This window comes from Methylobacterium sp. A52T, assembly GCF_053346095.1.
In genome coordinates this window covers 1-23,229 of record NZ_JBKFBI010000006.1, presented here as the reverse complement: position 1 = coordinate 23,229, position 23,229 = coordinate 1, and the positions used below count along the sequence as shown (strand labels likewise).

The following is a 23,229-nucleotide window of genomic DNA, read 5'->3' as shown; positions in this document are numbered from 1 at the left end:
CGTGTCATCCTCCCCGCACTCCATAGCACAACGATACATGGCCACACAGACTCGGGACGGTCGTCGGTGACCATGGATATCCGGAGGCCTTACATCACAGCATTGCTGATCGAAGCGTTGCTGCTGCTGAACAATCGATGCCAAGCTTGCATGTCCGCTTTCAGGCATCGTGAGGATGCGGTTGTATGACCGGGATGGGCGCTTTGCAGAATGTCCGCTCCGGACAAATGACACATCTAAGCGGACGCGATCCATAGTCGGTTAGGTCGTGTTTTTCAGGTTGCGGCGTGGTTCTGAGCGGGGTTCGACAGAATGTGGCGAACGTCCAGGCACGATGATGCGATCCTTGCCTGAAGCATGCCGGGGTGATCCGCCGGATGTCGGACGTCGCGCCTCACAAGTTCGTGCTGCTCTTGATTTCGGCGGGTCTTCCATGAGCGCCTTCTCCATCAGCGACCAGTCGTACGCGCTCAAGCTCCTTGTGACCTCAGGTATGGCAGCGATAGCAGTTTGAAGCTTCTCGGGCTTGAGTGTCTTTTTATAGTGGCGCGAATTCACTGTGGCGCCCTCGTGACCCATCATCGACTCGCGTATCGGGTCGAGGACAAGGGCTAAGATCATTTCCATGTTGCCGAAGTGCCGGAAGGAATGGAACGTTTTTCCTTCTTCCCGTGCCGACGGCACGGCTTCGTCCAGGACGACGCTCCAGCGCTTGTCAAACAAGTTCGACAGTGGGGTGTTTTCACCGAGCTGTTCAATTTCCGAAAAAATTAGGTCCGTTCGTTTTCCCGACCGTCTCTGCACAAAATCGAGGAAGCCGAGCCGAATAAGTTCGGGATGGATCGGCAGAGTTCGCTGTGACACCGCATTCTTGAGACGCCGTCTGCGGGTTGGCCTGATCCTGAGCGTGCCCCGCGTTACATCGACGTCGTCGATCTCGAGATAGGTCAACTCCGACAAGCGTGCGCAGGTGTAGTAGCCGAGAAGCGGCAGCCAATAGACGGCCGCGAAAATCTGCTGTCGGCTTGCGATCTGCCGCATATCCACCTCGGACGTCGTCGATGTCCAGACGGGATGCGCGAAGAGCCGCTCGACATCTTCAACCTCGAAGGCAGGTCGCTTGTCGCCATCCCGTTGGGGGTCGATCAGGCGAAAGTCGCGTAAGAGCTCCACTTCTCCGATCGGACGCTGATTGGCGCGGCAGTATTTCAAAATGGTCGAAAGCTGTGTGATATGCCGATTGACCGTCGCAGGACTGAGCCCGACTTTCTCGGCCTGTCCAGAAGCCCGTAACCTCTGCCCACGTTCGAGAAGATCCGCGATCGAGAGTTCCGCATCCCTTTGGCTTTTGCCGTAAGATTTCGGCAAGTTCGAGAGATTCTGGACATAGGCGACGCAATGGGCGTGTTTGATCTCTCCCAGATCGTCAGTGCCCGCGATAGCGACCAGCATCTTGGAGACGGCCCGATGCTGACGCTGGGTCTTCTCGTCCCACGTCTTACCTTTGTGGCCGATGAGCTCTTCGACGATTTCTATGAGAGAATTTGTCTTTTCGGCAGAGGTCGTCTCAGTTTGATTGTCGTTACAATTTGAGCTTTCTTGGTTGAGAACCTCGGTGCCGATGGTGGCGTTCTCAACGGGGTTCCGACCTTCATTCACTGACGTAGTGCCAAGGGTTTCTGAGGCCTGCTCAGGCGCAGCGCTATCCGTTTGATGAGGAGGCGTCGGCGCGGCGGAGGTCTGGTCTCGCCTGCTGGGCACAGCATCTTGTTCGAAAGTCCGAGAGGATGCAGGCTCGGTTTGGCGAGCGTTAGATCTCTCATCATCGTCCATCGCCTGCTGCGACGGGGTAGGGACGTCAACTTCGAAGTTGCCCCATTCGAAGCTGTCGGCGCCGTCGAAGTCCGACTTGGCCCAGCCCAATGTGTCGCGGGGTACTTCGCCCTTTGCACGCATCACTGAGAGATTGGCCCAGGCTTCCCGTGGATCTGCACGCGCCTCGGCATAGGTTGAGGCGAACTCGCGTGAAACATGGCTGGAGAGCGCCGCGAGGCCACGGAGGCAGCGATTGAGGCCAGCTTCCGTCAAAGGCTCGTTCATGCTGGTCAGCATCGTCTGTAGATAAGAGCGCGGTGGCGTGAGCCGACCAGTCTCGTCCGGGCGACCGAGATCGCGCAGGTAACCGTTCTCGATGCGCCGTCGGATGGCTCCGCGCTCCGTCAGGCTGAAGCCTTCCCGCTTCAGGCGGGCATCGAGTTCGCTGTCGTACCCTGCTTCGAAGCCTTCCTTGGCCGCTAGTGCCTGAAGGCGTCCAAAGATCCGATACTCCCGTTCCCGTTTCTCCATGAGCGAGGACCAGTCGCCGATGAGAGGCGCGCGCGGTGGATTGAGGTCACGCTGCAAGCGCGCGATCCGCGCGCTTCGCTCCCGATCGACGAACGCGCGGAGGTGGTCGCGGATTTGAGTCGCTGTTTGCATGGCGGGGTCATCCCGGACGCGGAGGCTTTCCGCGTTGAGCCCCCAGCCGAGTGTGCGCGCACGGGCTGGGTCGGTGGTGCCCAGGCTCAGAGCGACCGTGGTGGACGTCCCCCTAACAGGGGCACCGGCCGGTCGTGTCCGCTCATCGCAACGGAATCGCCTTCGCCACCAGTATACCGCCCCGCGACGGTAGACGTTAGAACAAATCGTCAACGGCCTGCCCCTGTGGACAAGCGCGTGCAACATCTCTGCGTACAATCGGCAGGACCGCCGAAGCGGCCGAGAGCCGAATGCAATCAGATCAATGACTTAGCGGAGGCTTGGCTGGGGCGCCAGGATTCGAACCTGGGAATGGCGGTACCAAAAACCGCTGCCTTACCACTTGGCGACGCCCCAAGGTGAGCGGAGGCTGTCTAGACGCCGCGCCCGCCCCTGGCAAGCGGCGGATCGCGGCCTCCCGGCCCCCGCAAGCCGCACCTCAGCGGCGCTCGGGCGTGCCGTCGATCCGGCGGGGCAGGCCCAGCGGATTGGCGGCCTGGAGCGCCGCCGGAAGCAGGGCGTCGGGGACGTCCTGGTAGCTCACCGGCCGCAGGAACCGGTCGATCGCGAGGCTGCCCACCGAGGTCGTGCGCCCGTCCGAGGTCGCCGGGTAGGGCCCACCATGCACCATGGCGTGCGCCACCTCGACGCCGGTTCCGAACCCGTCCACCAGGATCCGGCCGACGCGGCGCTCCAGGAGCGGCAGCAGGTCCCGGGCGGCCGCGTGATCCTCCGGCGCGAGGTGCAGCGAGGCCGTGAGCTGACCCTCCAGACGCTCCAGGACCGCCCGCATCGCGGCGAAGTCCGCGCAGCGCACCACGAGCCCCGAGGCGCCGAACATCTCCTCCTGCAGCTCGGGATCCGAGAGGAACACGTCCGAGTCCGCGGCGAACAGGGTCGCCCGGCCCTGCGTCGCCCCACCCTCGGCACCCTCGGCGATGCGGGTGACGGCGGCGTGGCCGGCCACCCGCGCCACGGCCTCGCGGTAGGCGCGCTGGATGCCGGGCGTCAGCATGGTCGCGGCTGGGCTCTCGCGCAGGGCCGCGCCGGCCGCCTCGAGGAAGGCGTCGAGGCCCGGGCCCGGCAGCGCCAGGATCAGGCCGGGATTGGTGCAGAACTGCCCGGCGCCGAGCGTCAGCGAGGCCGCGAAGGCCTTGCCGATCGCGGCGCCCCGCGCGGCGAGCGCGCCGGGGAACAGCAGCACCGGGTTGATGCTGCTCATCTCGGCGTAGACCGGGATCGGCGACGGGCGCCCGGCCGCGATCGCCATCAGGGCGGTGCCGCCCCGGCGCGAGCCCGTGAAGCCGACGGCGGCGATCCGGGGATCGGCCACCAGCCCCTGCCCGATCGACTGGCCGGCATCGAACAGCAGCGAGAAGGTCCCCTCCGGCAGGCCGCAGGACGCAACCGCCTTCTGGACGGCGCGGCCGACCAGTTCCGAGGTGCCGGGATGGGCGGGATGCGCCTTGACCACCACCGGGCAGCCCGCCGCCAGGGCCGAGGCGGTGTCGCCCCCCGCCACCGAGAAGGCCAGCGGGAAGTTCGAGGCGCCGAACACCGCCACCGGGCCGACGGCGATCCGGCGCAGGCGCAGGTCCGGGCGGGGCAGCGGCTTGCGGTCCGGCAGGGCAGGGTCGATCCGCGCCTCGACGTAGCTGCCCTCGCGGACGACGCCGGCGAACAGGCGCAGCTGGCCGACCGTCCGGGCGCGCTCGCCCTCGATCCGCGGCCGGGGCAGACCCGTCTCGGCCATGCAGCGGGTGACGAGGTCGTCCCCGATCTCCAGGATGTTCGCGGCGATCGCCTCGAGGAAGGCGGCCCGCGCCTCCGGGTCGGTCTCGCGGAAGGTGTCGAAGGCGGCCTCGGCGAGCGCGCAGGCCCGGTCGAGGTCGCTCCGGCTCGCGCCCGGGAAGTCCGGCTCCAGGGCCTGTCCGGTGGCCGCCTCGACGGCCCGGAAGGCCGCCTCGGTGCCGCGCCGCGCCTCGGCGCCGATCAGGTTCTCGCCGCGCAGGGTCATGAGCTGCTCCTCTCGGTGGGGGTGCGGGCGGGCCGCACCGGGACGACGCGCGCGCGGGCGGTCAGCCCCGCTGCGCCGCCAGGGCTTTCTCGCGGATGGCCGCGAGGGTCATGGTCGGGGTGAGCGCCTCGGGATCAACGAGGCAGTGGATCATGGCCGGCAGCCCGGAGGCGAGGCCGCGCTCGAAGGCGGGGGCGAACGCTTCGGTGCGCTCCACCCGTTCGCCGTGGCCGCCGAAGGCGCGGGCGAGGGCCGCGAAGTCGGGGTTGCGCAGCTCGGTCGCCGAGACGCGGCCGGGATACTCGCGCTCCTGGTGCATCCGGATCGTGCCGTACATGCCGTTGTCGAGCACCACCACCACGACGGCGATCCCGTACTGAACCGCGGTCGCGAATTCCTGCACGGTCATCATCACGTCGCCGTCGCCGGCCAGCGCCACGACGATGCGCTCCGGGCGGCTGCGCTTCGCCATCACGGCGGCCGGCAGGCCGTAGCCCATCGAGCCGGAGGTCGGTGCGAGCTGCGTGCCGAAGGCGCGGAACCGGTAATAGCGGTGGACCCAGGTGGCGAAGTTGCCGGCGCCGTTGCAGATCACCGCGTCCGGCGGCAGCCGCTCGCGCAGCCACGCGATCGCCGCGCCGTACTGGAACGCCCCGGGCTTCGGCTCCGGCGTCTCGGACCACGCGCGGTAGGCGGCGTGGGCCGCGGCGGCGCGGCCGGTGCCGGTGGCCTCGAACTCCGGCAGGACCGCGCAGAAGGTCTCGGGCGCCGCCTCGATCGCCAGCGCCGGCTGGTAGACCCGGCCGAGCTCCGCCGCGTCGGCGTGGACGTGGACCAGCGGCAGGCCGGGATCGGGGATGCCGAGCAGGCCGTAGGACTGCGCCGGCATCTCGGAGAGACGGCCGCCCACCATCAGCAGCAGGTCGGCCTCCCGGATCCGGGCGAGCAGCGCCGGGTTCGGCCCGATCCCGAGCTCGCCCGCGAAGTTCGGATGGTCGGCGGGGAAGAGCTGCGCCCGCCGGAACGAGACCACCACCGGCAGGTCGTGGCGCTCGGCCCAGGCGGCCAGGGCGGCGACGGCGCCTTCCGTCCAGCGGGAGCCGCCGAGCAGCACCACCGGCCGCCGCGCCTCCGCCAGCATGGCCCGCAGGCGCGCGACGTCGTCCCCCGACGGGGCCGGCGCGGCCGGGACGACGCGCGGCGCGTCCGGCACGGCCGCGACGTCGTCGAGCATGTCCTCCGGCAGGGCGACCACGACGGGGCCCGGGCGGCCCTGCAGCGCGACCCGGAAGGCCCGGGCGAGGATCTCCGGGATGCGCGCCGCGTCGTCGATCTCCACCGCCCACTTGGCGACGCCGCCGAACATCTGGCGGTAGTCGACCTCCTGGAAGGCCTCGCGGTCGCGCATGCGCCGGGCGATCTGGCCGACGAACAGGATCATCGGCGTCGAATCCTGGCGGGCGATGTGCACGCCGGCGGAGGCGTTGGTGGCGCCGGGGCCCCGGGTCACGAAGCAGATGCCAGGCCGGCCCGTGAGCTTGCCGGCGGCCTCGGCCATGATCGCCGCGCCGCCCTCCTGCCGGCAGACCAGCACGTCGATGCCGCTGTCGCGCAGGGCGTCGAGTACCGCGAGGTAGCTCTCGCCGGGGACGCAGGTCACGCGCTCGACGCCCTGCGCGCGGAGTTGGTCGACGAGCACCTGCGCGCCGGTGCGTGGGGGCAATCCGCTCAAGCCGTTCCTCCCTGGCGCTCGGGCCGCATCCGGGGCGTGAGGCCGGGATCGGCCGTGGATTCGCCCGCCGCTGAGATGCGTCTGATATCCCAGTTTCAGGATAGGGGCGGGTTCGGGGCGGTCAACCTGTCAGACCAGGGGGCGCCGGTCGAGGGCCCGGCGTGTCATCCGGTCGAGAAAGTCGAACAGCGCCCCGATCCCGGCAAGGGCCGCCCCCGTGTCGCGCGCCGCGATGCCCGACACGATCGCCGCGTGGATCGCCGCGCAGTCCGGGAAGCTCGCGGTCGGCTCGTAGGTGTACCAGAACCGTCGCGACTGCGCGTGCAGCGCCGCCATGGTGCCGGCGAGCGTCGGGTTGTAGGCGGCGCCGACCAGCCCCTCGTGCAGGGCGCGCTTGTGCCGGAAATACGCTTCGCGGTCGCGGGCCTCCGCGGTGCGGCGCAGCCCGCCGACGCGGTCCAGCAGCCGCGCCATGTCGTCCTCGGTGCCCCGCGCGATGGCGCAGCGGGCCACGGTCTCGTCGAGGGGCCGCCGCACCTCCAGCAGCTCGAGATGCCTGATGATGTCGACCTGGGTGACGAGGACGCCGCGGCGCGGGTGGACCTCCACGAACCCGATCGTCTTCAGCCGTGCCAGGGCCTCGCGGACCGGGGTCCGCCCGAGGCCCAGCTCCGCGCCGAGTTCGCCCTCGGAGACCATCGCGCCGGGCGCGAGGCGGCGGCTGATGATCATCTGCTCGATGGCGTCGTAGGCGGTCTCGGCGAGCGAGCGCGGCCTGCGCGCCTCCGCCGAGGCGCTGCCGCCCGCAAAGTCCAATTCGGCCAAGGGCTTCCCCGTCGATCTCCGCCCGGGTCGATCGCGGCCCGCGCCGGTTGACAATGGCGCGGCGCCCCGTGTTACTCAAGGGCTGGGATATCAGTCCGCGCCCAGCGCGGGCGGGAGCCAAGGCCGGCGCAAGCGACGCGTGATTGTCACCGTCCGCGGGTGCCGAGACCGAGGCCCGGGGAGGAGAAGCGGATGTCCGGGTTGTCCCCTGAGACGCGCGCCAAGCTGAAGACCGTCAGCACGGCCACGCTGATGACCGCCCTCTACAAGCGCGGCTTCCGCAACCAGATGATCCAGGGCGTGCTGCCCCTGAAGGCCGGCGGCCCGACGATGGTCGGCGAGGCCTATACCCTGCGCTACATCCCGGCCCGGGAGGACCTGAACCCGATCACGGTGTTCCGCGACCGCGCGCACCCGCAGCGCAAGGCCGTGGAGGAGTGCCCGCCCGGCGCCGTGATGGTGATCGACAGCCGGAAGGACGCCCGGGCCGCCTCCGCGGGCTCGATCCTGGCGACCCGGCTGATGGTGCGCGGCTGCGCTGGGCTCGTCACTGACGGCGGCTTCCGCGATGCCGACGAGATCGCCCGGCTGGAGATGCCGAGCTACCACGCGCGCCCGTCGGCGCCGACGAACCTCACGGTCCACCAAGCGATCGACATCAACGTGCCGATCGGCTGCGGCGACGCGCCCGTCTTCCCCGGCGACGTGATCGTCGGCGACGGCGACGGGGTGGCGGTGATCCCGGCCCACCTCGCGGACGCGGTCGCCGACGAGGCCGTGGAGATGACCGCCTACGAGGATTTCGTCACCGAGGAGGTACGCAAGGGCCGCACAATCCTCGGCCTCTACCCTGCCACCGACGAGCAGAGCCTCGCCGATTTCGCCGCCTGGCGGACGCGGACCGGCCGCTGAGCGTGCCGCACCGGCCCGCTCCGGCCCGGCCCGCGATCGGCAAAGGGCCGGGACGCGTCGGATTCGGCTCGGGGGGACGCCATGGCGGCGGGGTTGCGCGGGGGCGATGCGGCGCCGGAGATCGAGCGGCGGACGGTCGCCAAGGTGTCGCGGCGTCTGCTGCCGCTGATCGTCCTCATCTACTTCGTCGCCTACATGGACCGGACCAACGTCGGCTTCGCGGCGTTCGGGCTGAGCCGGGAGTTCGGGTTCTCCGCCACGGTCTACGGCTGGGCGGCCGGCATCTTCTTCCTCGGCTATGTCATCTTCGAAGTGCCGAGCAACGTCCTCCTGGAGCGCGCCGGGGCGCGGCTCTGGATCGCCCGGATCATGGTCACCTGGGGGCTGGTGGCGGGCAGCATGGCGCTCATCACCGGCCCGGCGAGCTTCCTCGCCCTGCGCTTCCTGCTGGGCGTGGCCGAGGCCGGCTTCTTCCCCGGCGTGATCCTCTACTTCACCCACTGGTTCCCGAAGCGGTACCGGGCGCGCGTGGTCGCCGCGCTGTTCCTCGCGGTCCCGGGCTCGAACGCCCTCACGGCGGTGATCTCGGGGGCGCTGCTCCAGCTCGACGGGGCGCTCGGCCTGCACGGCTGGCAGTGGCTGTTCCTCCTCGAGGCGGCGCCCTCGATCCTGCTGGCCTTCGCGGTCCTGGCTCTGATGACCGACCGGCCCGAACAGGCCGCGTGGCTCACGTCCGAGGAGCGGCTGTGGCTCGGGACGGCGATCGCGGCGGAGCGGGACGGCACGGTCCGGGCCCACGGGCCCTTCACCCTGGGGCAGGTCCTGACCGACCGGCGCGTGCTCGCGCTGGGCGCGATGTACTTCAGCATCGGTACCGCCACCTACGGCATCACCTTCTTCCTGCCGCCGATCCTGAAGAGCCTGCACCTCACCGACTGGGAGACGGGGGTCGCGACGGCGGTGCCCTACGGCGTCGGGACCCTGGGCATGATCGCCTGGAGCTGGTCGTCGGACCGGCGCGACGAGCGCCGCTGGCACTTCGCGATCGCCGCGCTGGTCGCCGCCCTCGGCCTGATCGCCTCCGGCCCCATGCTCGGCAGCCTCTGGGCGCTCGCGGCGATGTCGGTGGCCACGATCGGGCTCTACGGGAGCAAGCCCGCTTTCTGGGCGATGCCGGGAGAGTTCCTGGCCGGGCCCGCGGCCGCCGGGGGGATCGCGCTCATCAACGCGATCGGCAATCTCGGCGGCTTCGTCGGCCCCTACGTCCTGGGCTGGCTGAAGGATTACACCGGGACCTACGAGGCCGGCCTCTATTTCCTGGCGGCTTGCGCGCTCGCCGCCGCGGCGATCACGCTCGTCGCGGGCCGCCCGGCCGGGCCGAACGCGTGAGACCGGAGACAGAGCGATGACCGCGCGCAAGAAGACCCTGGAGGATCTGCGCAGCCAGCGCTGGTTCGGCGCCACCGACCTGCGCAGCTTCGGCCACCGCTCGCGCATGCTGCAGATGGGCTACGAGCGGGCGGATTTCACCGGCAAGCCGATCGTCGGCATCATCAACACCTGGAGCGACATCAACCCCTGCCACCAGCATTTCCGCGAGCGCGTCGAGCACGTGAAGCGCGGCGTCTGGCAGGCGGGCGGCTTCCCGATCGAGCTGCCGGCGCTGTCGCTGTCGGAGAACTTCGTCAAGCCGACCACGATGCTCTACCGGAACCTCCTGGCCATGGAGGTGGAGGAACTGCTGCGCCAGCATCCCGTCGACGGCGCGGTGCTGATGGGCGGCTGCGACAAGACCACGCCCGGCACCGTCATGGGCGGGATCTCCATGAACCTGCCGATGATCTTCCTGCCGGCCGGACCGATGATGCGCGGGCATTTCGGCGGCACGATCCTGGGCTCCGGCTCGGATGTCTGGAAGTACTGGGCCGAGAAGGAGGCCGGGAACATCACCACGCAGGAATGGAACGACATGGAGGCGGGCATCGCCCGCTCCGCCGGAACCTGCATGACCATGGGCACGGCCTCGACCATGACGGCGATCACCGAGGCCCTGGGTTTGTCCCTGCCCGGCTCGGCCTCGATCCCGGCGGCCGACGCCGACCATCCGCGCATGGCCGGCGCCTGCGGCCGGCGGATCGTCGAGATGATCTGGGAGGACCTGAAGCCGTCCGACATCCTCGATCGCCGCTCGGTCGACAACGCGCTGGTGGTTCACAACGCGCTCGCCGGCTCCACCAACGCGATGATCCACCTCGTGGCCATGGCGGGGCGGGCCGGTATCCCGGTCAAGCTCACCGAGTTCGACGAGTTCGCCCAGCGTGTGCCGGTCATCGCCAACCTCCGGCCCTCGGGTCAGTGGCTCATGGAGGATTTCCACATCGCGGGCGGCATCCGCGCCCTGATGGCGCGCCTGTCCCCCCTCCTCCACCTCGACGCCCGCTCGGTCACCGGCGGAACGATTGGCGACGGGCTCGCCGGCATGCGGGTGTTCAACGACGACGTGATCCGCCCGCTCGACCGGCCGATCGTGGCCATGGGCGGGACCGCGATCCTGTACGGCAACCTCGCCCCCGACGGCTGCGTGATCAAGCCGCCGGCCGCCGAGCCGCGGCTCCTGAGCCATACCGGTCCCGCGCTGGTCTTCGACAGCTACGACGCGATGAGCGCGGCGGTGAACGACCTCGACCTCGACGTCACGCCCGACCACGTGATGATCCTGCGCAATGCCGGCCCCATCGGCGGCCCCGGCATGCCGGAATGGGGCATGCTGCCGATCCCCAAGGTGTTGCTCCGGCAGGGCGTGCGCGACATGGTCCGCATCTCGGACGCGCGGATGAGCGGGACCAGCTACGGCGCCTGCATCCTGCACGTGGCGCCGGAATCGGCCGCGGGCGGCCCGCTCGCCGCGGTGCGCGACGGCGACCTCATCACCGTGGACGTGCCCGGGCGCCGGATCCACCTGCACCTCGACGACGCCGAGATCGCGGCGCGCGTGAAGGCGTTCCGGCCGCCGGACCGGGCCTATCCGCGGGGCTACAACCGGCTGTTCGCCCAGCACGTGCGGCAGGCCAACGAGGGCTGCGACTTCGATTTTCTGGAGGGCGCCGGCGGTATTCCGGAACCCGAGATTCACTGACCGGCCCGAGCCGTCGGCAACAGGCGGCAGGTCACACCACAGGGAGGTACCATGGTCATGATCGCACGCAGGGGGCTGCTCGCCGGAGCGGCCCTGCTCGGCACCGCGCGGGCGGCCGGAGCCGGCTGGGAACCGTCGCAGCGGGTGCCGGATCCGTCCGTCGAGATCCTCGATCCGGCCTTCGCCAAGTACCGCCTCGCCTCGGCGACGGTGGAGCGGGTCGCCACCGGCTTCCGCTGGGCCGAGGGGCCGGTCTGGTTCGGCGACATGGGCGCGCTGCTGTTCAGCGACGTCGTCAACGACCGGATCATGAAGTGGGAGGAGGCGTCCGGCGCGCTCTCGGTGTTCCGCAAGCCGTCGAACTACGCCAACGGCAACACCCGCGACCGGCAGGGCCGCCTGATCACCTGCCAGCACAGGACGCGCAGCGTCACCCGGACCGAGTATGACGGCAGCCTGACCACGCTGATGGACCGGTTCGACGGCAAGCCGCTGAACTCGCCGAACGACGTGGTCTGCCATTCAGACGGCGCGGTCTGGTTCACCGACCCGGCCTTCGGGCCGAACCCGCACGAGTCGATGGCCGCGCCGGAGCTTCCCGGCAACGTCTACCGGATCGATCCGAAGACGGGACAGGCCAGCGTCGCGGTCGAGGGCGTGGCGGGTCCGAACGGACTCTGCTTCTCGCCGGACGAGTCGAAGCTCTACGTCATCGAGGCGCGGGCGAAGCCGAACCGCCTGATCCGCGTCTACGACGTGGTCGAGAACGGCACCAGGACCGCGAACGGCCGCGTCTTCTACGATGCCGGCACCGGCACGCCGGACGGCTTCAGGGTCGACGTCGACGGCAATCTCTGGTGCGGCTGGGGGATGAGCGAGGCCGAGGACGGGGTCATCGTGCTCTCGCCGCAGGCCAAGCTGATCGGCCGGATCCGCCTGCCGGAGCGCTGCGCCAACCTGTGCTTCGGCGGACTCAACCGCAACCTGCTGCTGATGACGTCCACGCACTCGGTCTATTCACTGTACGTGAACACGCGGGGTGCGGGGACCTGCTGAGGTTGGATGGGCGGCTCGCGCCGCCCCGCCGTCCTTGCGAGCGGAGCGAAGCAATCCAGGGGCGTCACGCCGACCGATGTCGCGCTGCCCTGGGTCGCTTCGCTGCACTCGCGATGACGGTGGTGCCCCGCCCCTACTCCGCCGCCTGCGGCATGTACCGCGCCGGGTCGTAGTTCAGGATCGGGCCGAGCCAGCGCTCGACCTCGCGGACATCCATCCCCTTGCGGGCGGCGTAATCCTCGACCTGATCCCGCTCCACCTTGGCGACGCCGAAATAGTGCGCCTCCGGGTGGGCGATGTAGATCCCCGATACCGACGAGCCCGGCCACATCGCGTAGGACTCGGTCAGCTTCACGCCGATCCGGCTCTCGGCCTTCAGCAGGTCGAACAGCGTGGTCTTCTCGGTGTGGTCGGGCTGGGCCGGGTAGCCCGGGGCTGGGCGGATGCCGTCGTACTTCTCCAGCACCAGCTCCTCGGGCCCGTAGGCCTCGTCGGCCGCGTAGCCCCAGAACTCCTTGCGCACCCGCTCGTGCATCCGCTCGGCGAAGGCCTCGGCGATGCGGTCGGCGAGCGCCTTCACGAGGATCGCCCGGTAATCGTCGTTGGCCCGCTCGAAGCGCTCGGCGATCCGCACCTCCTCCAGGCCGGCCGTGACCACGAAGCCGCCGACATAGTCGGCGATGCCGGTCTCGGACGGCGCCACGAAGTCCGACAGGCAGGTGTTCGACCGCCCGTCGCGCTTCGAGAGCTGCTGGCGCAACCCGTGGAAGGTGGCGAGCCGGTCCGACCGGCTCTCGCCCGTGTAGAGCGCGATGTCGTCGCCGACGCTGTTGGCCGGCCAGAAGCCGATCACCGCCTTCGGGTTGAACCATCGCTCCTCCACGATCTGCTTCAGCATCGCCTGCGCGTCCTCGTAGAGGGCGCGGGCGGCCGGGCCCTGCTCGGGATCGTCCAGGATCGCCGGGAAGCGGCCCTTGAACTCGTAGGTCTGCAGGAACGGCGTCCAGTCGATGTAGGGCACGAGGTCGGCGACCTCGTAGGAGCCGTAGACCCTCGTGCCGGTGAAGGTGGGCTTCGCCGGCTTGTAGCCCGACCAGTCGATCTTGAAGGCGTTGGTCCGCGCCTTCGCGAGCGGCAGCCGCTGCTTGTCGGCCTCCGAGCGCCTGTGGGCGTCGGCGACCTTGGCGTACTCGGCCCGGACCTTCTCGATCGTCGGCCCGCGGGTCTCCTTGGAGATCAGGCTCGACACCACGCCGACCGCGCGGCTCGCGTCGGTGACGTAGACCGCCTGCCCCTTGGCGTAGGCCGGGTGGATCTTCACCGCCGTGTGGACGCGGCTCGTGGTGGCACCGCCGATCAGCAGCGGCACGTCGAGCCCCTCGCGCTCCATCTCGCCGGCCACGTGGACCATCTCGTCGAGCGACGGGGTGATCAGGCCCGACAGGCCGACGATGTCGACCTTCTCGGTCTTGGCGGTCTCCAGGATCTTGGCGGCCGGCACCATCACGCCGAGATCGATGATCTCGTAGTTATTGCAGGCCAGGACGACGCCGACGATGTTCTTGCCGATGTCGTGGACGTCCCCCTTCACGGTCGCCATCAGCACCTTGCCGGCGGCCTGGCGCTTGCCGTCGCCGCCGTTGGCGCGCTTCTCCTCCTCCATGAAGGGCTCGAGATAGGCGACCGCCTGCTTCATCACGCGGGCCGACTTCACCACCTGCGGCAGGAACATCTTGCCCGAGCCGAACAGGTCGCCGACCACGTTCATGCCGGCCATCAGCGGGCCCTCGATGACGTGGAGCGGGCGCTCGGCGGAGGCGCGCGCCTCCTCGGTGTCGGCCACGATGTACTCGGTGATGCCGTTGACGAGCGCGTGCTCGATCCGCTTCTCGACCGGAGCCTCGCGCCAGGTCAGGTCGGCGGTCTTGGCCTGCGCCGAGGCGCCGGTCTTGAAGCGCTCGGCGGCCTCCAGCAGGCGCTCGGTGGAATCGTCGCGGCGGTTGAGGACGACGTCCTCGCACAGTTCGCGCAGCTCCGCCGGGATCTCGTCGTAGACGGCGAGCTGGCCGGCATTGACGATGCCCATGTCCATGCCGGCCTCGATGCAGTGGAACAGGAACACCGCGTGCATGGCCTCGCGCACCGGCTCGTTGCCGCGGAAGGCGAAGCTGAGGTTCGAGACGCCGCCCGAGATGTGGGCGTGCGGCAGGGTCTCGCGGATCGTGCGGGTCGCCTCGATGAAGGCCACGCCGTACGGGTTGTGCTCCTCGATACCGGTGGCGACCGCGAAGATGTTCGGATCGAAGATGATGTCCTCGGGCGGGAAGCCGACCTGCTCGGTCAGGATCCGGTAGGCCTTGGTGCAGATCTCGACCTTGCGCTCGTAGGAATCCGCCTGCCCCTGCTCGTCGAAGGCCATCACCACCACGGCGGCCCCGTACGAGCGGCAGATCTTGGCGGCCTCGATGAACTTCTCCTCGCCCTCCTTCATGGAGATCGAGTTCACGATCGGCTTGCCCTGGATGCACTTGAGGCCGGCCTCGATCACCTCGAACTTCGAGGAATCGACCATCACGGGCACCCGGGCGATGTCGGGCTCGGCCGCGACGAGGTTCAGGAACTCGACCATCGCCTTCTGCGAATCGAGCAGGCCCTCGTCCATGTTGACGTCGATCACCTGGGCGCCGGCCGCGACCTGATCGCGGGCGACGTCCAGCGCTGCCGCGTAGTCGCCGTTGGTGATGAGCTTGCGGAACTTGGCCGAGCCGGTGACGTTCGTGCGCTCGCCCACGTTCACGAAGGGGATTTCCGGCGTGAGGACGAAGGGCTCGAGGCCCGACAGCCGCATCAGGCGCGGGATCTCGGGGATCGGCCGCGGCGCCTTGCCGGCGACGGCTTCCGCGATGGCGCGGATATGGTCCGGCGTGGTGCCGCAGCAGCCGCCGACCATGTTGACGAGGCCGGATTCGGCGAACTCGCCGACCAGCTTGCCCATCGCCTCCGGACTCTCGTCGTAGAGGCCGAACTCGTTCGGCAAGCCGGCATTCGGGTAGGCGCAGACCAGCGTGTCGCAGATCCGCGACAGCTCGGCGATGTGGCCGCGCATCTCGCGGGCGCCGAGCGCGCAGTTGAGGCCGAAGGTCAGCGGCTCGGAATGGCGCAGGGAGTGCCAGAAGGCCGCCGGGGTCTGGCCCGACAGGGTGCGGCCCGAGAGATCCGTGATCGTGCCGGAGATCTGGATCGGCAGGCGGATGCCGGTCTCGTCGAAGACCTGCCACGCCGCCGCCACCGCGGCCTTGGCGTTCAGGGTGTCGAAGATCGTCTCGATCAGGATCAATTCGGCGCCGCCGTCGATCAGGCCGCGGACCTGCTCCACGTAGGCCTGCTTGACCTGGTCGAAGGTCACGGCCCGGAAGCCCGGGTTGTTCACGTCGGGCGAGATCGACAGGGTCCGGTTCGTCGGGCCGATGGCGCCGGCCACGAAGCGGCGGCGGCCGTCCTTCTGCTCGGCGAGCTTGGCGGCCTCGCGGGCGAGCCGCGCGCCCTCGGCGTTCAGCTCGTGGATGATCGACTCCATGCCGTAATCGGCCTGGGCGATGGTCGTGCCCGAGAAGGTGTTGGTCTCGCAGACGTCGGCGCCGGCCAGGAAGTAGTCGAGGTGGATCTGCCGGATCGCGTCGGGCTGGGTCAGGATCAGGAGGTCGTTGTTGCCCTTCTGATCGTGCCCGTGATCCTTGAAGCGGTCGCCGCGAAAGTCCTCTTCCGAGAACTTGAGGCGCTGGATGACGGTGCCCATCGCCCCGTCGAGGACGAGGATCTTCTCAGCCGCCCGCTGGCGCAGGGCCTTGGCGATCTCGGTGCCGTCGACGGGGGCAAAATCGGTCATCGTGCGTCCTGTCAGATCACCTCGTCCTGAGGTGCCGGAGCGAAGCGGAGGCCGCGAAGGAGGCCTCCAGATATCTCGGTGTTCCCTGGAACCCTCCTTCGGGGCCGCTCGCGCGGCACCTGAGGATGTGGTGGAGGGTGGGATGGATCAGTGTTTCGGGTCGGTCGCGGTCAGCCCGCCTTTTCCAAGGCGGTGAGGCGCTTCTCGATCGCTTCGAGCCGCCCCTCGACCTCCGCAGCAGCGTAACGGCCGAGGACCGATTCGCCGTTCACGGCTTCGCGCAGATTGTCGAAGCGTCGCTCAAGCTTATCGAAGCGCGCATCGTGCTCTTCGAGCTTGTGGTCGATGCGTTCGAAACCTGCGCGCATCTCCGCTCTCATCTCCTTGAGGAGCGGAACAATCATGTCCTGCGGCTCAGCCATGGCGGTCACCCCCAGTGACGCCCGAACCGGGCGTCACTGAAATCTAAGCCGCGGCCTTCGCGGCCGCCAGCTTCGGCGCCTGGGCGCGCAGGCCGAGCAGGTGGCAGATCGCGTAGACCAGGTCGGAGCGGTTCATCGAGTAGAAGTGGAAGTCGTTGACGCCCTCGTCCACGAGGTCGAGCACCTGCTCGGCCGCCACCGCGCCGGCCACGAGCCGGCGGGTCTCGACGTCGTCCTCCAGCCCCTCGAACCGGGCGGCCAGCCAGTAGGGCACCGAGGCGCCGGTGCGGCGGGCGAAGTTCGCCGCCTGCTTGAAGTTCTGCACCGGCAGGATGCCCGGGATGATCGGGATCGTGATCCCGGCGGCCCGGACCTTGTCCAGGTAGCGCAGGTAGATCTCGTTCTCGAAGAAGAACTGGGTGATCGCCTGGTCGGCCCCGGCATCGACCTTGGCCTTCAGGGCGTCGATGTCGGCGTCGAGGGAGGCCGCCTCGGGGTGCTTCTCGGGATAGGCCGAGACCGAGACCTTGAAGTCGCCGATCCGCTTGATCCCCTTCACCAGCTCTGCGGTCGAGGCGTAGCCCTCCGGGTGCGGCCGGTAGGCGTGGCCGACACCCTCGGCCGGGTCGCCGCGCAAAGCCACGATGTGGCGCACGCCCGCGTCCCAGTAGGACTGGACCACCGCGTCGATCTCCTCGCGGGAGGCGTCCACGCAGGTGAGGTGGGCGGCGGGCTTGAGGCCGGTCTCGCGGACCATGCGGGCGACCGTGTTGTGGGTGCGCTCGCGGGTGGAGCCGCCGGCGCCATAGGTCACCGAGACGAAGCTCGGCTGCAGCGGCGCGAGGCGCTCGATGGAGTTCCAGAGGATCTTCTCCATCTCGTCGGTCTTCGGGGGGAAGAACTCGATCGAGACGCGGATCGGGTGGTAGCCGTCGCGGCTGGCGCGGTGGGTGGAGCGGCGCATCGGGGTCTCGTCCTCTATGTCGGTCGGTTCAGACGAAGTCTGCGGAGGTCAGTGTCTCAGGCGACGGCGCGCTGAGGCTGTTCTGTGTCGGTGTCGGCCAGCCCGTCCTGAGCCAGCCCGTCCTGGGCCAGCCAGAGGGTGACGGTGAGCTGGCCAGACTCGCGCGGCGTCAGATCGCGGGTGGCGACCGTCGCGAGCCCGGCCTCGGCGAGCCAGCCGGAGACCTGCTCGGCCGAGAAGCCGAGGCGCCGATGGGCCTGCCCGGTGCGGAGGAATTCCAGCTCGTGCGGCGCGAAGTCCACCACCAGCAGGCGGCCGCCCGGCGCCACGAGCCGCGCGGCCCCACGGAGCGCCCGGGCCGGGTCGTCGAGATAGTGTAGCACCTGATGGACCACGACGAGGTCGAAGCTCGCCCGCGCGAAGGGCGGCGCGTGGATGTCGCCCTGCCGCAGGTCCACCCTTGCCAAGCCCTGGCGCTCCAGGTTGGCCCGGGCGACGGACAGCATGGCGTGGCTCGAATCGAGCCCCGTGGCGCGGCCGGCCCGGGGCGCCAGCAGGCCGAGCATCCGGCCCGTGCCGGTGCCGAGATCGATCAGGCTGCCGATCGGGCGGTCGCCCAGGGCGTCGAGCACCGCGGCCTCCACGATCGCCTCGGGCACGTGCAGGGAGCGCAGCTCGTCCCATTTGGGAGCCAGCCGGGCGAAGAAGGTCGTAGCCGCATCCGCCCGCTGCGCCCGGACGGCGTCGAGCCGCGCGCGGTCCTCCGACAGGGGCGGCGCGGTCCGGTCGAGACCGGACAGCAGCGGATCCGCCAGTCCGGCGCGGGCGTCGGACAGCCGGAAGAACGCCCAGGCCCCCTCGCGGTGGCGCTCGACCAGCCCGGCCTCCACCAGGAGCTTCAGGTGGCGGGAGATCCGCGGCTGCGACTGGCCCAGGATGTCGGTGAGGTCGGACACCGAGAGCTCCCCCTCGACGAGCAGCGCCAGGATGCGCAGGCGCGTCTCCTCCGCGGCGGCACGCAGGACACCCAGGGCTTCCGGAAAGGGGATCGGCCCCGCTTCTTGCCTGCGCTCGATAGACATAAAGATATGTTTATGTCCGTTTTCACGCGGGCGCAAGCACGATCTTGATCGGATCCGCGACGGCGCGTGACGGCTCCCGACGGCATTGCCGAACCGATGAGACCGGAGCGCGGCGGCGGCGTTGATGGCAGGGTCGATGACTGGATCGATGGCAGGGCCGCGGACCGCGTGCCCGGGGAGGCACGCATGGCCGAGAGCCCGTTCCCGCAGATCACGCTGGTCCGCCACGGCGAGACCGCCTGGAGCCGGTCCGGTCAGCATACCGGGCGCAGCGACATTCCCCTGACGCCGGAGGGCGAGGACGCGGCGCGCACCCTCGCCCCGCGCCTGGCGCGCCGCGCCTACGCGGAGGTGTGGTCGAGCCCGTCGAGCCGGGCGGCCACGACCTGCGCGCTGGCGGGCTTCGGCGACCGCCGCGCGATCGACCCGGATCTCGCGGAGTGGGATTACGGCGCCTACGAGGGCCGGACCACGAAGGCGATCCTGGCCGAGCGGCCGGACTGGCGGCTGTTCCGCGACGGCTGCCCCGGGGGCGAGACGGCGGCGGATGTCGGTGCCCGGGCGGACCGGGTCATCGCCCGGGCCCGCGCCCGCGACGCCGACCTCATCGTGTTCTCCAGCGCACACGTTCTGCGCGTGCTCGCCGCGCGCTGGATCGGCCTGGAGCCGCGGGGCGGCGCGCTCCTCGTCCTCGGCACCGCGAGCGTCTCGGTGCTCGGCTACGAGCACGACCGCACCGAGCCCGTGCTGCGTGCCTGGAACGGGTAGGCGCTAGCGCAACCAGTACCCGTCGGGCGCCAGCGCCTGGGGCATCGGCTCGCCGAGCGCGTGGTGAACGATGCGGTCCACGGCGCGGACCATGGCGTCGAGGGGCAGGTCGTTGGGCTCGGTGCCGAACGGCTCCTCGAGCTCGTCCCCGAGGGCGTCGAGTCCGAAGAACGTGTAGGCCACGAGCGCCACCACGATCGGGGTCGCCCAGCCGAGGGCGCCGGTGAGGCCCACCGGGAGGAGCAGGCAGTAGAGCCACGCGGTCCGGTATACGAGAAGGGTGTAGGCGAAGGGCAGCGGCGTGTTGGCGAGGCGCTCGCAGGCGGTGTGCACCCCCGACAGCGCCTCGATCCGGGCCTCGAGGAGGCCGAACTGGATGTCGCTGAGGCGGCCCGCGCGCGTCAGCGCGGCGAGATCGCGGGTGATGGAGGCCAGGACCGAGTCGGTGGGGTTCGGGCCGGACAGGTCCGATCCGGGGCTCGTCCGGTCGACGGCGGCGGCCTCGTCCAGGTCGCGGAGGCGGGCGTGGAGGCCGTGCGCGAAGGCCGACAGGCGCCGGAGCTGGAGCGCGGCCTCCCGCTCGGGCAACAGGGCCGGGAGGGCGCGGGCGAGGTTGCGCACCTCGCCGATCAGGTTGCCCCAGTGCTTCCGGGCCTCCCACCAGCGCTCGTAGCAGGCGTTGTTGCGGAAGCTCAGGAAGATCGAGAGGGCGAGGCCGACCACGGTGAACGGCGTGACGCCCGCGCTGACCGGGAACAGCGCGGGCCACCGCGATTCCGCCCACACCACCGCGCACGAGACCGCGACGATCCCCGCGAGCTTGGGCGCCACCCGCGGCACGATCGAGCCGCGCAGGGTGAACAGCAGGGTCAGCAGGTTGGGCCGGGTGCGGACGATCATCGGGGCTTCGGCGATGCGGTGCTGCCGTCCTGCCCTGCGCCTTCCGGTCCCGCAACCGACGTCTCTGTGAGCTCGGCAGTTCGATCGACCGAGGCCGGGCCGCGGACGGGTCTCAGAGGGTCTCCGCCTCCCACAGCCACGCCGCGCCGCGCACGCCCGACGCGTCGCCGTGCAGGCTCGCCCGCACGGGCGTGTCGAAGGCGTCGGAGAAGACGTGGGGGGCGATCGCCGCCGGAAGGCCCGCGATCAGCTCCGGGATGCGCGACAGGCCGCCGCCGATCACGATCACGTCCGGATCGAGGAGGTTCACCACCTGGGCGGCCGCGCGCCCGAGGCGCTCGAGGTGGACGGCGAGCGTCTCCCGCGCCGCCGGGCTTCCGGCCCGGGCCTCGGCGACGACCGCCTCGGCGGTGAGGTCGCCGCCGTGCCGCCGCGCGTGGTCCGCCGCCAGCCCGGGGCCGGACAGCCAGGTCTCGACGCAGCCCCGGCGGCCGCAGTAGCAGGCGGCGCCCGGCCGCTCGTCGTCGCGGGGCGCCGGCAGGGGGCCGTGGCCCCACTCGCCCGCGATGCCGTTGCGGCCCGTGAGCACCCGACCGTCGAGCGCGATGCCGGACCCGACGCCGGTGCCCAGGATCACCGCCCAGACCACGCGGGCGCCGGCGCCGGCGCCGTCGATCGCCTCCGACACCGCCAGGCAGTTGGCGTCGTTCTCGATCCGGAGCGGGCGTTCCAGGCGCGCGCCGAGATCGGCCGCGAACGGGTGTCCGTTGAGCCAGTGCGAGTTGGCGTTGCGCACGAGGCCCGTCGCCGGGGACAGGCTCCCGGGCATGCCGATGCCGACGCTGCAGGGCGCGCCGGCCTCGGCCTCGAGACGCAGGACGAGGTCGGCCACGGCCTCGACGGTGGCCCGGTAGGCGCCCCGCGGGGCGGGCATCCGCGCCTCGGCCAGGGTCGACCCGTCCCGGCCGAGCACGATCCCGGCGATCTTGGTGCCGCCGAGATCGATCCCGAGACGCGGGCGACCCGCGTTCTCCGCCGTCGGCGATCCCATCACTCGGCGGCGGCGACCTTGCTGTCGGTGCCCATCGGCTGCGGCGACTCGTCGGCGATGTGGGTGCCGATGGCGACCGGGTGGGCCATCACCTCGTTGAGCTTGGCGACGTCGAGCTCGCCCTCCCAGCGGCTGACCACCACGCAGGCGACGCCGTTGCCCACGAGGTTGGTGAGCGCGCGGCACTCGGACATGAACTTGTCGATGCCGAGGACCAGGGTCATGGCGGCGACCGGGACCGGGCTGTTGGGGATCGCCGAGAGCGTCGCCGCCAGGGTGATGAAGCCGGCACCCGTGACGCCCGAGGCGCCCTTCGAGGTCAGCATCGCCACCAGGATGATGGTCGCGTACTGGCTGATCGACAGGTCCACGCCCACCGCCTGCGCGAGGAACAGCGTCGCCAGCGTCATGTAGATGTTGGTGCCGTCGAGGTTGAATGAGTAGCCGGTCGGCACCACGAGGCCGACGACCGAGTCCGAGGCGCCGAGGCGGCGCATCTTCGTCATGAGCTGCGGCAGCACCGTTTCGGAGGACGACGTGCCGACCACGATCAGCAGCTCGTCCTTGATGTAGGCGAGGAAGCGCAGGATCGAGAAGCCCGCCACCCGGGCGATCGACCCGAGCACCAGCAGCACGAACAGGATCGCCGTGATGTAGAAGGTGCCGACGAGCCACGCGAGGTCGTAGACCTTCTGGATGCCGTACTCGCCGATCGTGAACGCCATGGCGCCGAAGGCGCCGACGGGGGCGAGCTTCACGACGATGCCGATGATCCGGAAGAAGATCTGGCCGGCGGTGTCGATCGCGTGGTTCACCGAGGCCGCGCGCTCGCCGAGATTCGTCACCACGACGCCGGTGAGGATCGAGATCAGCAGCACCTGCAGCAGGTCGCCGGTGGCGAAGGGGTCGAGGAAACTCTTCGGGATGATCGCCAGGATGTGGGCGACCGTGGAATCGGCCGCCGCCTTGCTGGCGTAGGTCGCGACCTTGCTGGCATCGAGCTTCGACGGGTCGGCGTTGAAGCCGGCGCCGGGCCGGATCACCTCGCCGACAATGACGCCGATCACCAGCGCGATGGTGGACACCACCTCGAAGTAGACCAGCGCCTTCAGGCCGACGCGGCCGACCTTCTTCAAGTCGCCGATCGACGCGATGCCGTGGACGATCGTGCAGAAGATGATCGGCGCGATCATCATCTTGATCAGGCCGATGAAGGCGTCGCCGAGCCACTTCATCGACTTGCCGGTGGCCGGGTCGTACCAGCCGAGCAGCACGCCGAGCGCGATGGCGATCAGCACCTGGATGTAGAGCACCTTGTACCAGGGCTCGCGGGGCGCTGCGGCGGGAGCCGTCGCCTGGATTGCCTGTGCCATGTCCATCCCGTGCGACGACCGCGCACCCTCCCGATTTGCCGGCACGCTAGCGACTATCACCCGGCGCCTCAACGGCTGCACGCTTATCCGCCCGGAACCATCCGTGACAAAAACCTGTCATTCCCGGACGAAGATTTCTCGTATCCGAGAGCCGCGGACCCGCGAAAGCAGACGGGCCGCAGCGCGATCTGCGCTGCGGCCCGGCCGTGTCTCGCGTCGTTGCGCCGCGGGTCAGGTCTGCTGCTGGGTCCGGCGGGGGCGGACGGTCCAGCGCTCGAACATCGAGGCGGGATCCTCGCTCTTCCCGTCCTTGTTCTCGGCGGCGGGATCGGGCTGCTGGTGGATCGCCGCGCCGAGGGCCTGCGACAGGCTCTCGATGACGTCGTCGATGCGGGCGTCCCCGTGCAGGGCGTCGCCGCTGCCGGATTGCGGGGCGGGCGTCTCGGTGGCCGGCGCGGCGTGCGCGGCCGCTTCCGGCGCGGGCTCCGGCTGTGCCTCAGGCTCGGCGTGATGCTCCGGGGCCGGCTCGGGCGGGCGCGGGGCGGCAGCGGCGGGCTCGGGAGCCGGCGGCGGGGCGGCGACGACCGG

At 70.0% G+C, this 23,229-nt stretch carries 16 protein-coding genes, 1 tRNA gene and 1 pseudogene; 5 read left to right on the top strand and 13 right to left on the bottom strand.

What is annotated here, in order from left to right; translation table 11 throughout:
• Positions 1-261 precede the first annotated feature (261 nt).
• From ACLBYE_RS03040 to ACLBYE_RS03020, 5 genes are all read right to left on the bottom strand, one after another.
• Positions 262-2,478 carry a hypothetical protein gene (locus tag ACLBYE_RS03040; RefSeq protein WP_447692991.1) on the bottom strand — a complete coding sequence of 739 codons (2,217 nt, stop codon included), beginning with the start codon at positions 2,476-2,478 and terminating at the stop codon, positions 262-264.
• Positions 2,479-2,799: 321 nt separating this feature from the next.
• Positions 2,800-2,874, bottom strand: a tRNA-Gln gene (locus tag ACLBYE_RS03035).
• Between the two features lie 82 nt (positions 2,875-2,956).
• The gene (locus ACLBYE_RS03030; protein WP_447692990.1) at positions 2,957-4,534 is read right to left on the bottom strand and encodes an aldehyde dehydrogenase (NADP(+)); all 1,578 of its coding nucleotides are present in this window, start codon (positions 4,532-4,534) and stop codon (positions 2,957-2,959) included.
• A gap of 61 nt (positions 4,535-4,595) precedes the next feature.
• Positions 4,596-6,266 carry a thiamine pyrophosphate-binding protein gene (locus tag ACLBYE_RS03025; RefSeq protein ID WP_447692989.1) on the bottom strand — a complete coding sequence of 557 codons (1,671 nt, stop codon included), beginning with the start codon at positions 6,264-6,266 and terminating at the stop codon, positions 4,596-4,598.
• Positions 6,267-6,395: 129 nt separating this feature from the next.
• Positions 6,396-7,091 carry a GntR family transcriptional regulator gene (locus tag ACLBYE_RS03020; RefSeq protein WP_447692988.1) on the bottom strand — a complete coding sequence of 232 codons (696 nt, stop codon included), beginning with the start codon at positions 7,089-7,091 and terminating at the stop codon, positions 6,396-6,398.
• A 192-nt stretch (positions 7,092-7,283) separates the two neighbouring features.
• Between ACLBYE_RS03020 and ACLBYE_RS03015 the strand changes: the two genes are divergently transcribed.
• From ACLBYE_RS03015 to ACLBYE_RS03000, 4 genes are all read left to right on the top strand, one after another.
• Positions 7,284-8,003 (top strand): ribonuclease activity regulator RraA, encoded by a 720-nt coding sequence (locus tag ACLBYE_RS03015; RefSeq protein ID WP_012319094.1) that lies wholly within the window; start codon positions 7,284-7,286, stop codon positions 8,001-8,003.
• An 81-nt stretch (positions 8,004-8,084) separates the two neighbouring features.
• Complete coding sequence (locus ACLBYE_RS03010; RefSeq protein ID WP_447692987.1) at positions 8,085-9,392, top strand: MFS transporter; 1,308 nt, start codon at positions 8,085-8,087, stop codon at positions 9,390-9,392.
• Positions 9,393-9,408: 16 nt separating this feature from the next.
• Positions 9,409-11,139 (top strand): L-arabinonate dehydratase, encoded by a 1,731-nt coding sequence (gene araD / locus ACLBYE_RS03005; protein WP_447692986.1) that lies wholly within the window; start codon positions 9,409-9,411, stop codon positions 11,137-11,139.
• 51 nt (positions 11,140-11,190) lie between these two features.
• Positions 11,191-12,195 (top strand): SMP-30/gluconolactonase/LRE family protein, encoded by a 1,005-nt coding sequence (locus ACLBYE_RS03000; RefSeq protein WP_447692985.1) that lies wholly within the window; start codon positions 11,191-11,193, stop codon positions 12,193-12,195.
• Between the two features lie 133 nt (positions 12,196-12,328).
• Here the strand turns inward: ACLBYE_RS03000 and metH are convergent, their stop codons facing one another.
• The 4 genes from metH to ACLBYE_RS02980 form a co-directional block, all read right to left on the bottom strand.
• Positions 12,329-16,081, bottom strand: a complete 3,753-nt coding sequence (gene metH / locus ACLBYE_RS02995; RefSeq protein WP_447692984.1) for a methionine synthase — start codon at positions 16,079-16,081, stop codon at positions 12,329-12,331.
• Between the two features lie 170 nt (positions 16,082-16,251).
• The gene (locus ACLBYE_RS02990; protein WP_447692983.1) at positions 16,252-16,503 is read right to left on the bottom strand and encodes a hypothetical protein; all 252 of its coding nucleotides are present in this window, start codon (positions 16,501-16,503) and stop codon (positions 16,252-16,254) included.
• A gap of 43 nt (positions 16,504-16,546) precedes the next feature.
• Positions 16,547-17,467, bottom strand: a complete 921-nt coding sequence (gene metF / locus ACLBYE_RS02985; protein ID WP_447681066.1) for a methylenetetrahydrofolate reductase [NAD(P)H] — start codon at positions 17,465-17,467, stop codon at positions 16,547-16,549.
• Between the two features lie 56 nt (positions 17,468-17,523).
• A complete protein-coding gene (locus ACLBYE_RS02980) occupies positions 17,524-18,549 on the bottom strand; it encodes an ArsR/SmtB family transcription factor (RefSeq protein WP_447692982.1) in 1,026 nt (341 codons plus the stop codon).
• Positions 18,550-18,735: 186 nt separating this feature from the next.
• Between ACLBYE_RS02980 and ACLBYE_RS02975 the strand changes: the two genes are divergently transcribed.
• A complete protein-coding gene (locus ACLBYE_RS02975) occupies positions 18,736-19,317 on the top strand; it encodes a histidine phosphatase family protein (protein ID WP_447692981.1) in 582 nt (193 codons plus the stop codon).
• A 3-nt stretch (positions 19,318-19,320) separates the two neighbouring features.
• Here the strand turns inward: ACLBYE_RS02975 and ACLBYE_RS02970 are convergent, their stop codons facing one another.
• The 4 genes and pseudogenes from ACLBYE_RS02970 to ACLBYE_RS02955 all read right to left on the bottom strand — a co-directional run.
• Positions 19,321-20,217 (bottom strand): bestrophin family protein, encoded by an 897-nt coding sequence (locus ACLBYE_RS02970; protein WP_447692980.1) that lies wholly within the window; start codon positions 20,215-20,217, stop codon positions 19,321-19,323.
• Between the two features lie 112 nt (positions 20,218-20,329).
• Positions 20,330-21,268 carry an ROK family protein gene (locus tag ACLBYE_RS02965; protein WP_447692979.1) on the bottom strand — a complete coding sequence of 313 codons (939 nt, stop codon included), beginning with the start codon at positions 21,266-21,268 and terminating at the stop codon, positions 20,330-20,332.
• Positions 21,268-22,641 carry a dicarboxylate/amino acid:cation symporter gene (locus ACLBYE_RS02960; RefSeq protein WP_447692978.1) on the bottom strand — a complete coding sequence of 458 codons (1,374 nt, stop codon included), beginning with the start codon at positions 22,639-22,641 and terminating at the stop codon, positions 21,268-21,270. The genes ACLBYE_RS02965 and ACLBYE_RS02960 overlap by 1 nt, the downstream gene beginning before the upstream one ends.
• Positions 22,642-22,872: 231 nt before the next feature.
• A pseudogene (locus ACLBYE_RS02955) lies at positions 22,873-23,229 on the bottom strand (hypothetical protein); the annotation flags it as partial.

Coding starts and splice junctions, on each gene's coding strand:
- ACLBYE_RS03010 (WP_447692987.1), top strand. CDS start 8,085: ATGGCGGCGGGGTTGCGCGGGGGCGATGCGGCGCCGGAGATCGAGCGG.
- metF (WP_447681066.1), bottom strand. CDS start 17,467: ATGCGCCGCTCCACCCACCGCGCCAGCCGCGACGGCTACCACCCGATC.
- ACLBYE_RS03030 (WP_447692990.1), bottom strand. CDS start 4,534: ATGACCCTGCGCGGCGAGAACCTGATCGGCGCCGAGGCGCGGCGCGGC.
- ACLBYE_RS02990 (WP_447692983.1), bottom strand. CDS start 16,503: ATGGCTGAGCCGCAGGACATGATTGTTCCGCTCCTCAAGGAGATGAGA.
- ACLBYE_RS03015 (WP_012319094.1), top strand. CDS start 7,284: ATGTCCGGGTTGTCCCCTGAGACGCGCGCCAAGCTGAAGACCGTCAGC.
- ACLBYE_RS02975 (WP_447692981.1), top strand. CDS start 18,736: ATGGCCGAGAGCCCGTTCCCGCAGATCACGCTGGTCCGCCACGGCGAG.
- ACLBYE_RS03040 (WP_447692991.1), bottom strand. CDS start 2,478: ATGCAAACAGCGACTCAAATCCGCGACCACCTCCGCGCGTTCGTCGAT.
- ACLBYE_RS02965 (WP_447692979.1), bottom strand. CDS start 21,268: ATGGGATCGCCGACGGCGGAGAACGCGGGTCGCCCGCGTCTCGGGATC.
- ACLBYE_RS03000 (WP_447692985.1), top strand. CDS start 11,191: ATGGTCATGATCGCACGCAGGGGGCTGCTCGCCGGAGCGGCCCTGCTC.
- ACLBYE_RS02960 (WP_447692978.1), bottom strand. CDS start 22,641: ATGGCACAGGCAATCCAGGCGACGGCTCCCGCCGCAGCGCCCCGCGAG.
- ACLBYE_RS02970 (WP_447692980.1), bottom strand. CDS start 20,217: ATGATCGTCCGCACCCGGCCCAACCTGCTGACCCTGCTGTTCACCCTG.
- ACLBYE_RS02980 (WP_447692982.1), bottom strand. CDS start 18,549: ATGTCTATCGAGCGCAGGCAAGAAGCGGGGCCGATCCCCTTTCCGGAA.
- metH (WP_447692984.1), bottom strand. CDS start 16,081: ATGACCGATTTTGCCCCCGTCGACGGCACCGAGATCGCCAAGGCCCTG.
- araD (WP_447692986.1), top strand. CDS start 9,409: ATGACCGCGCGCAAGAAGACCCTGGAGGATCTGCGCAGCCAGCGCTGG.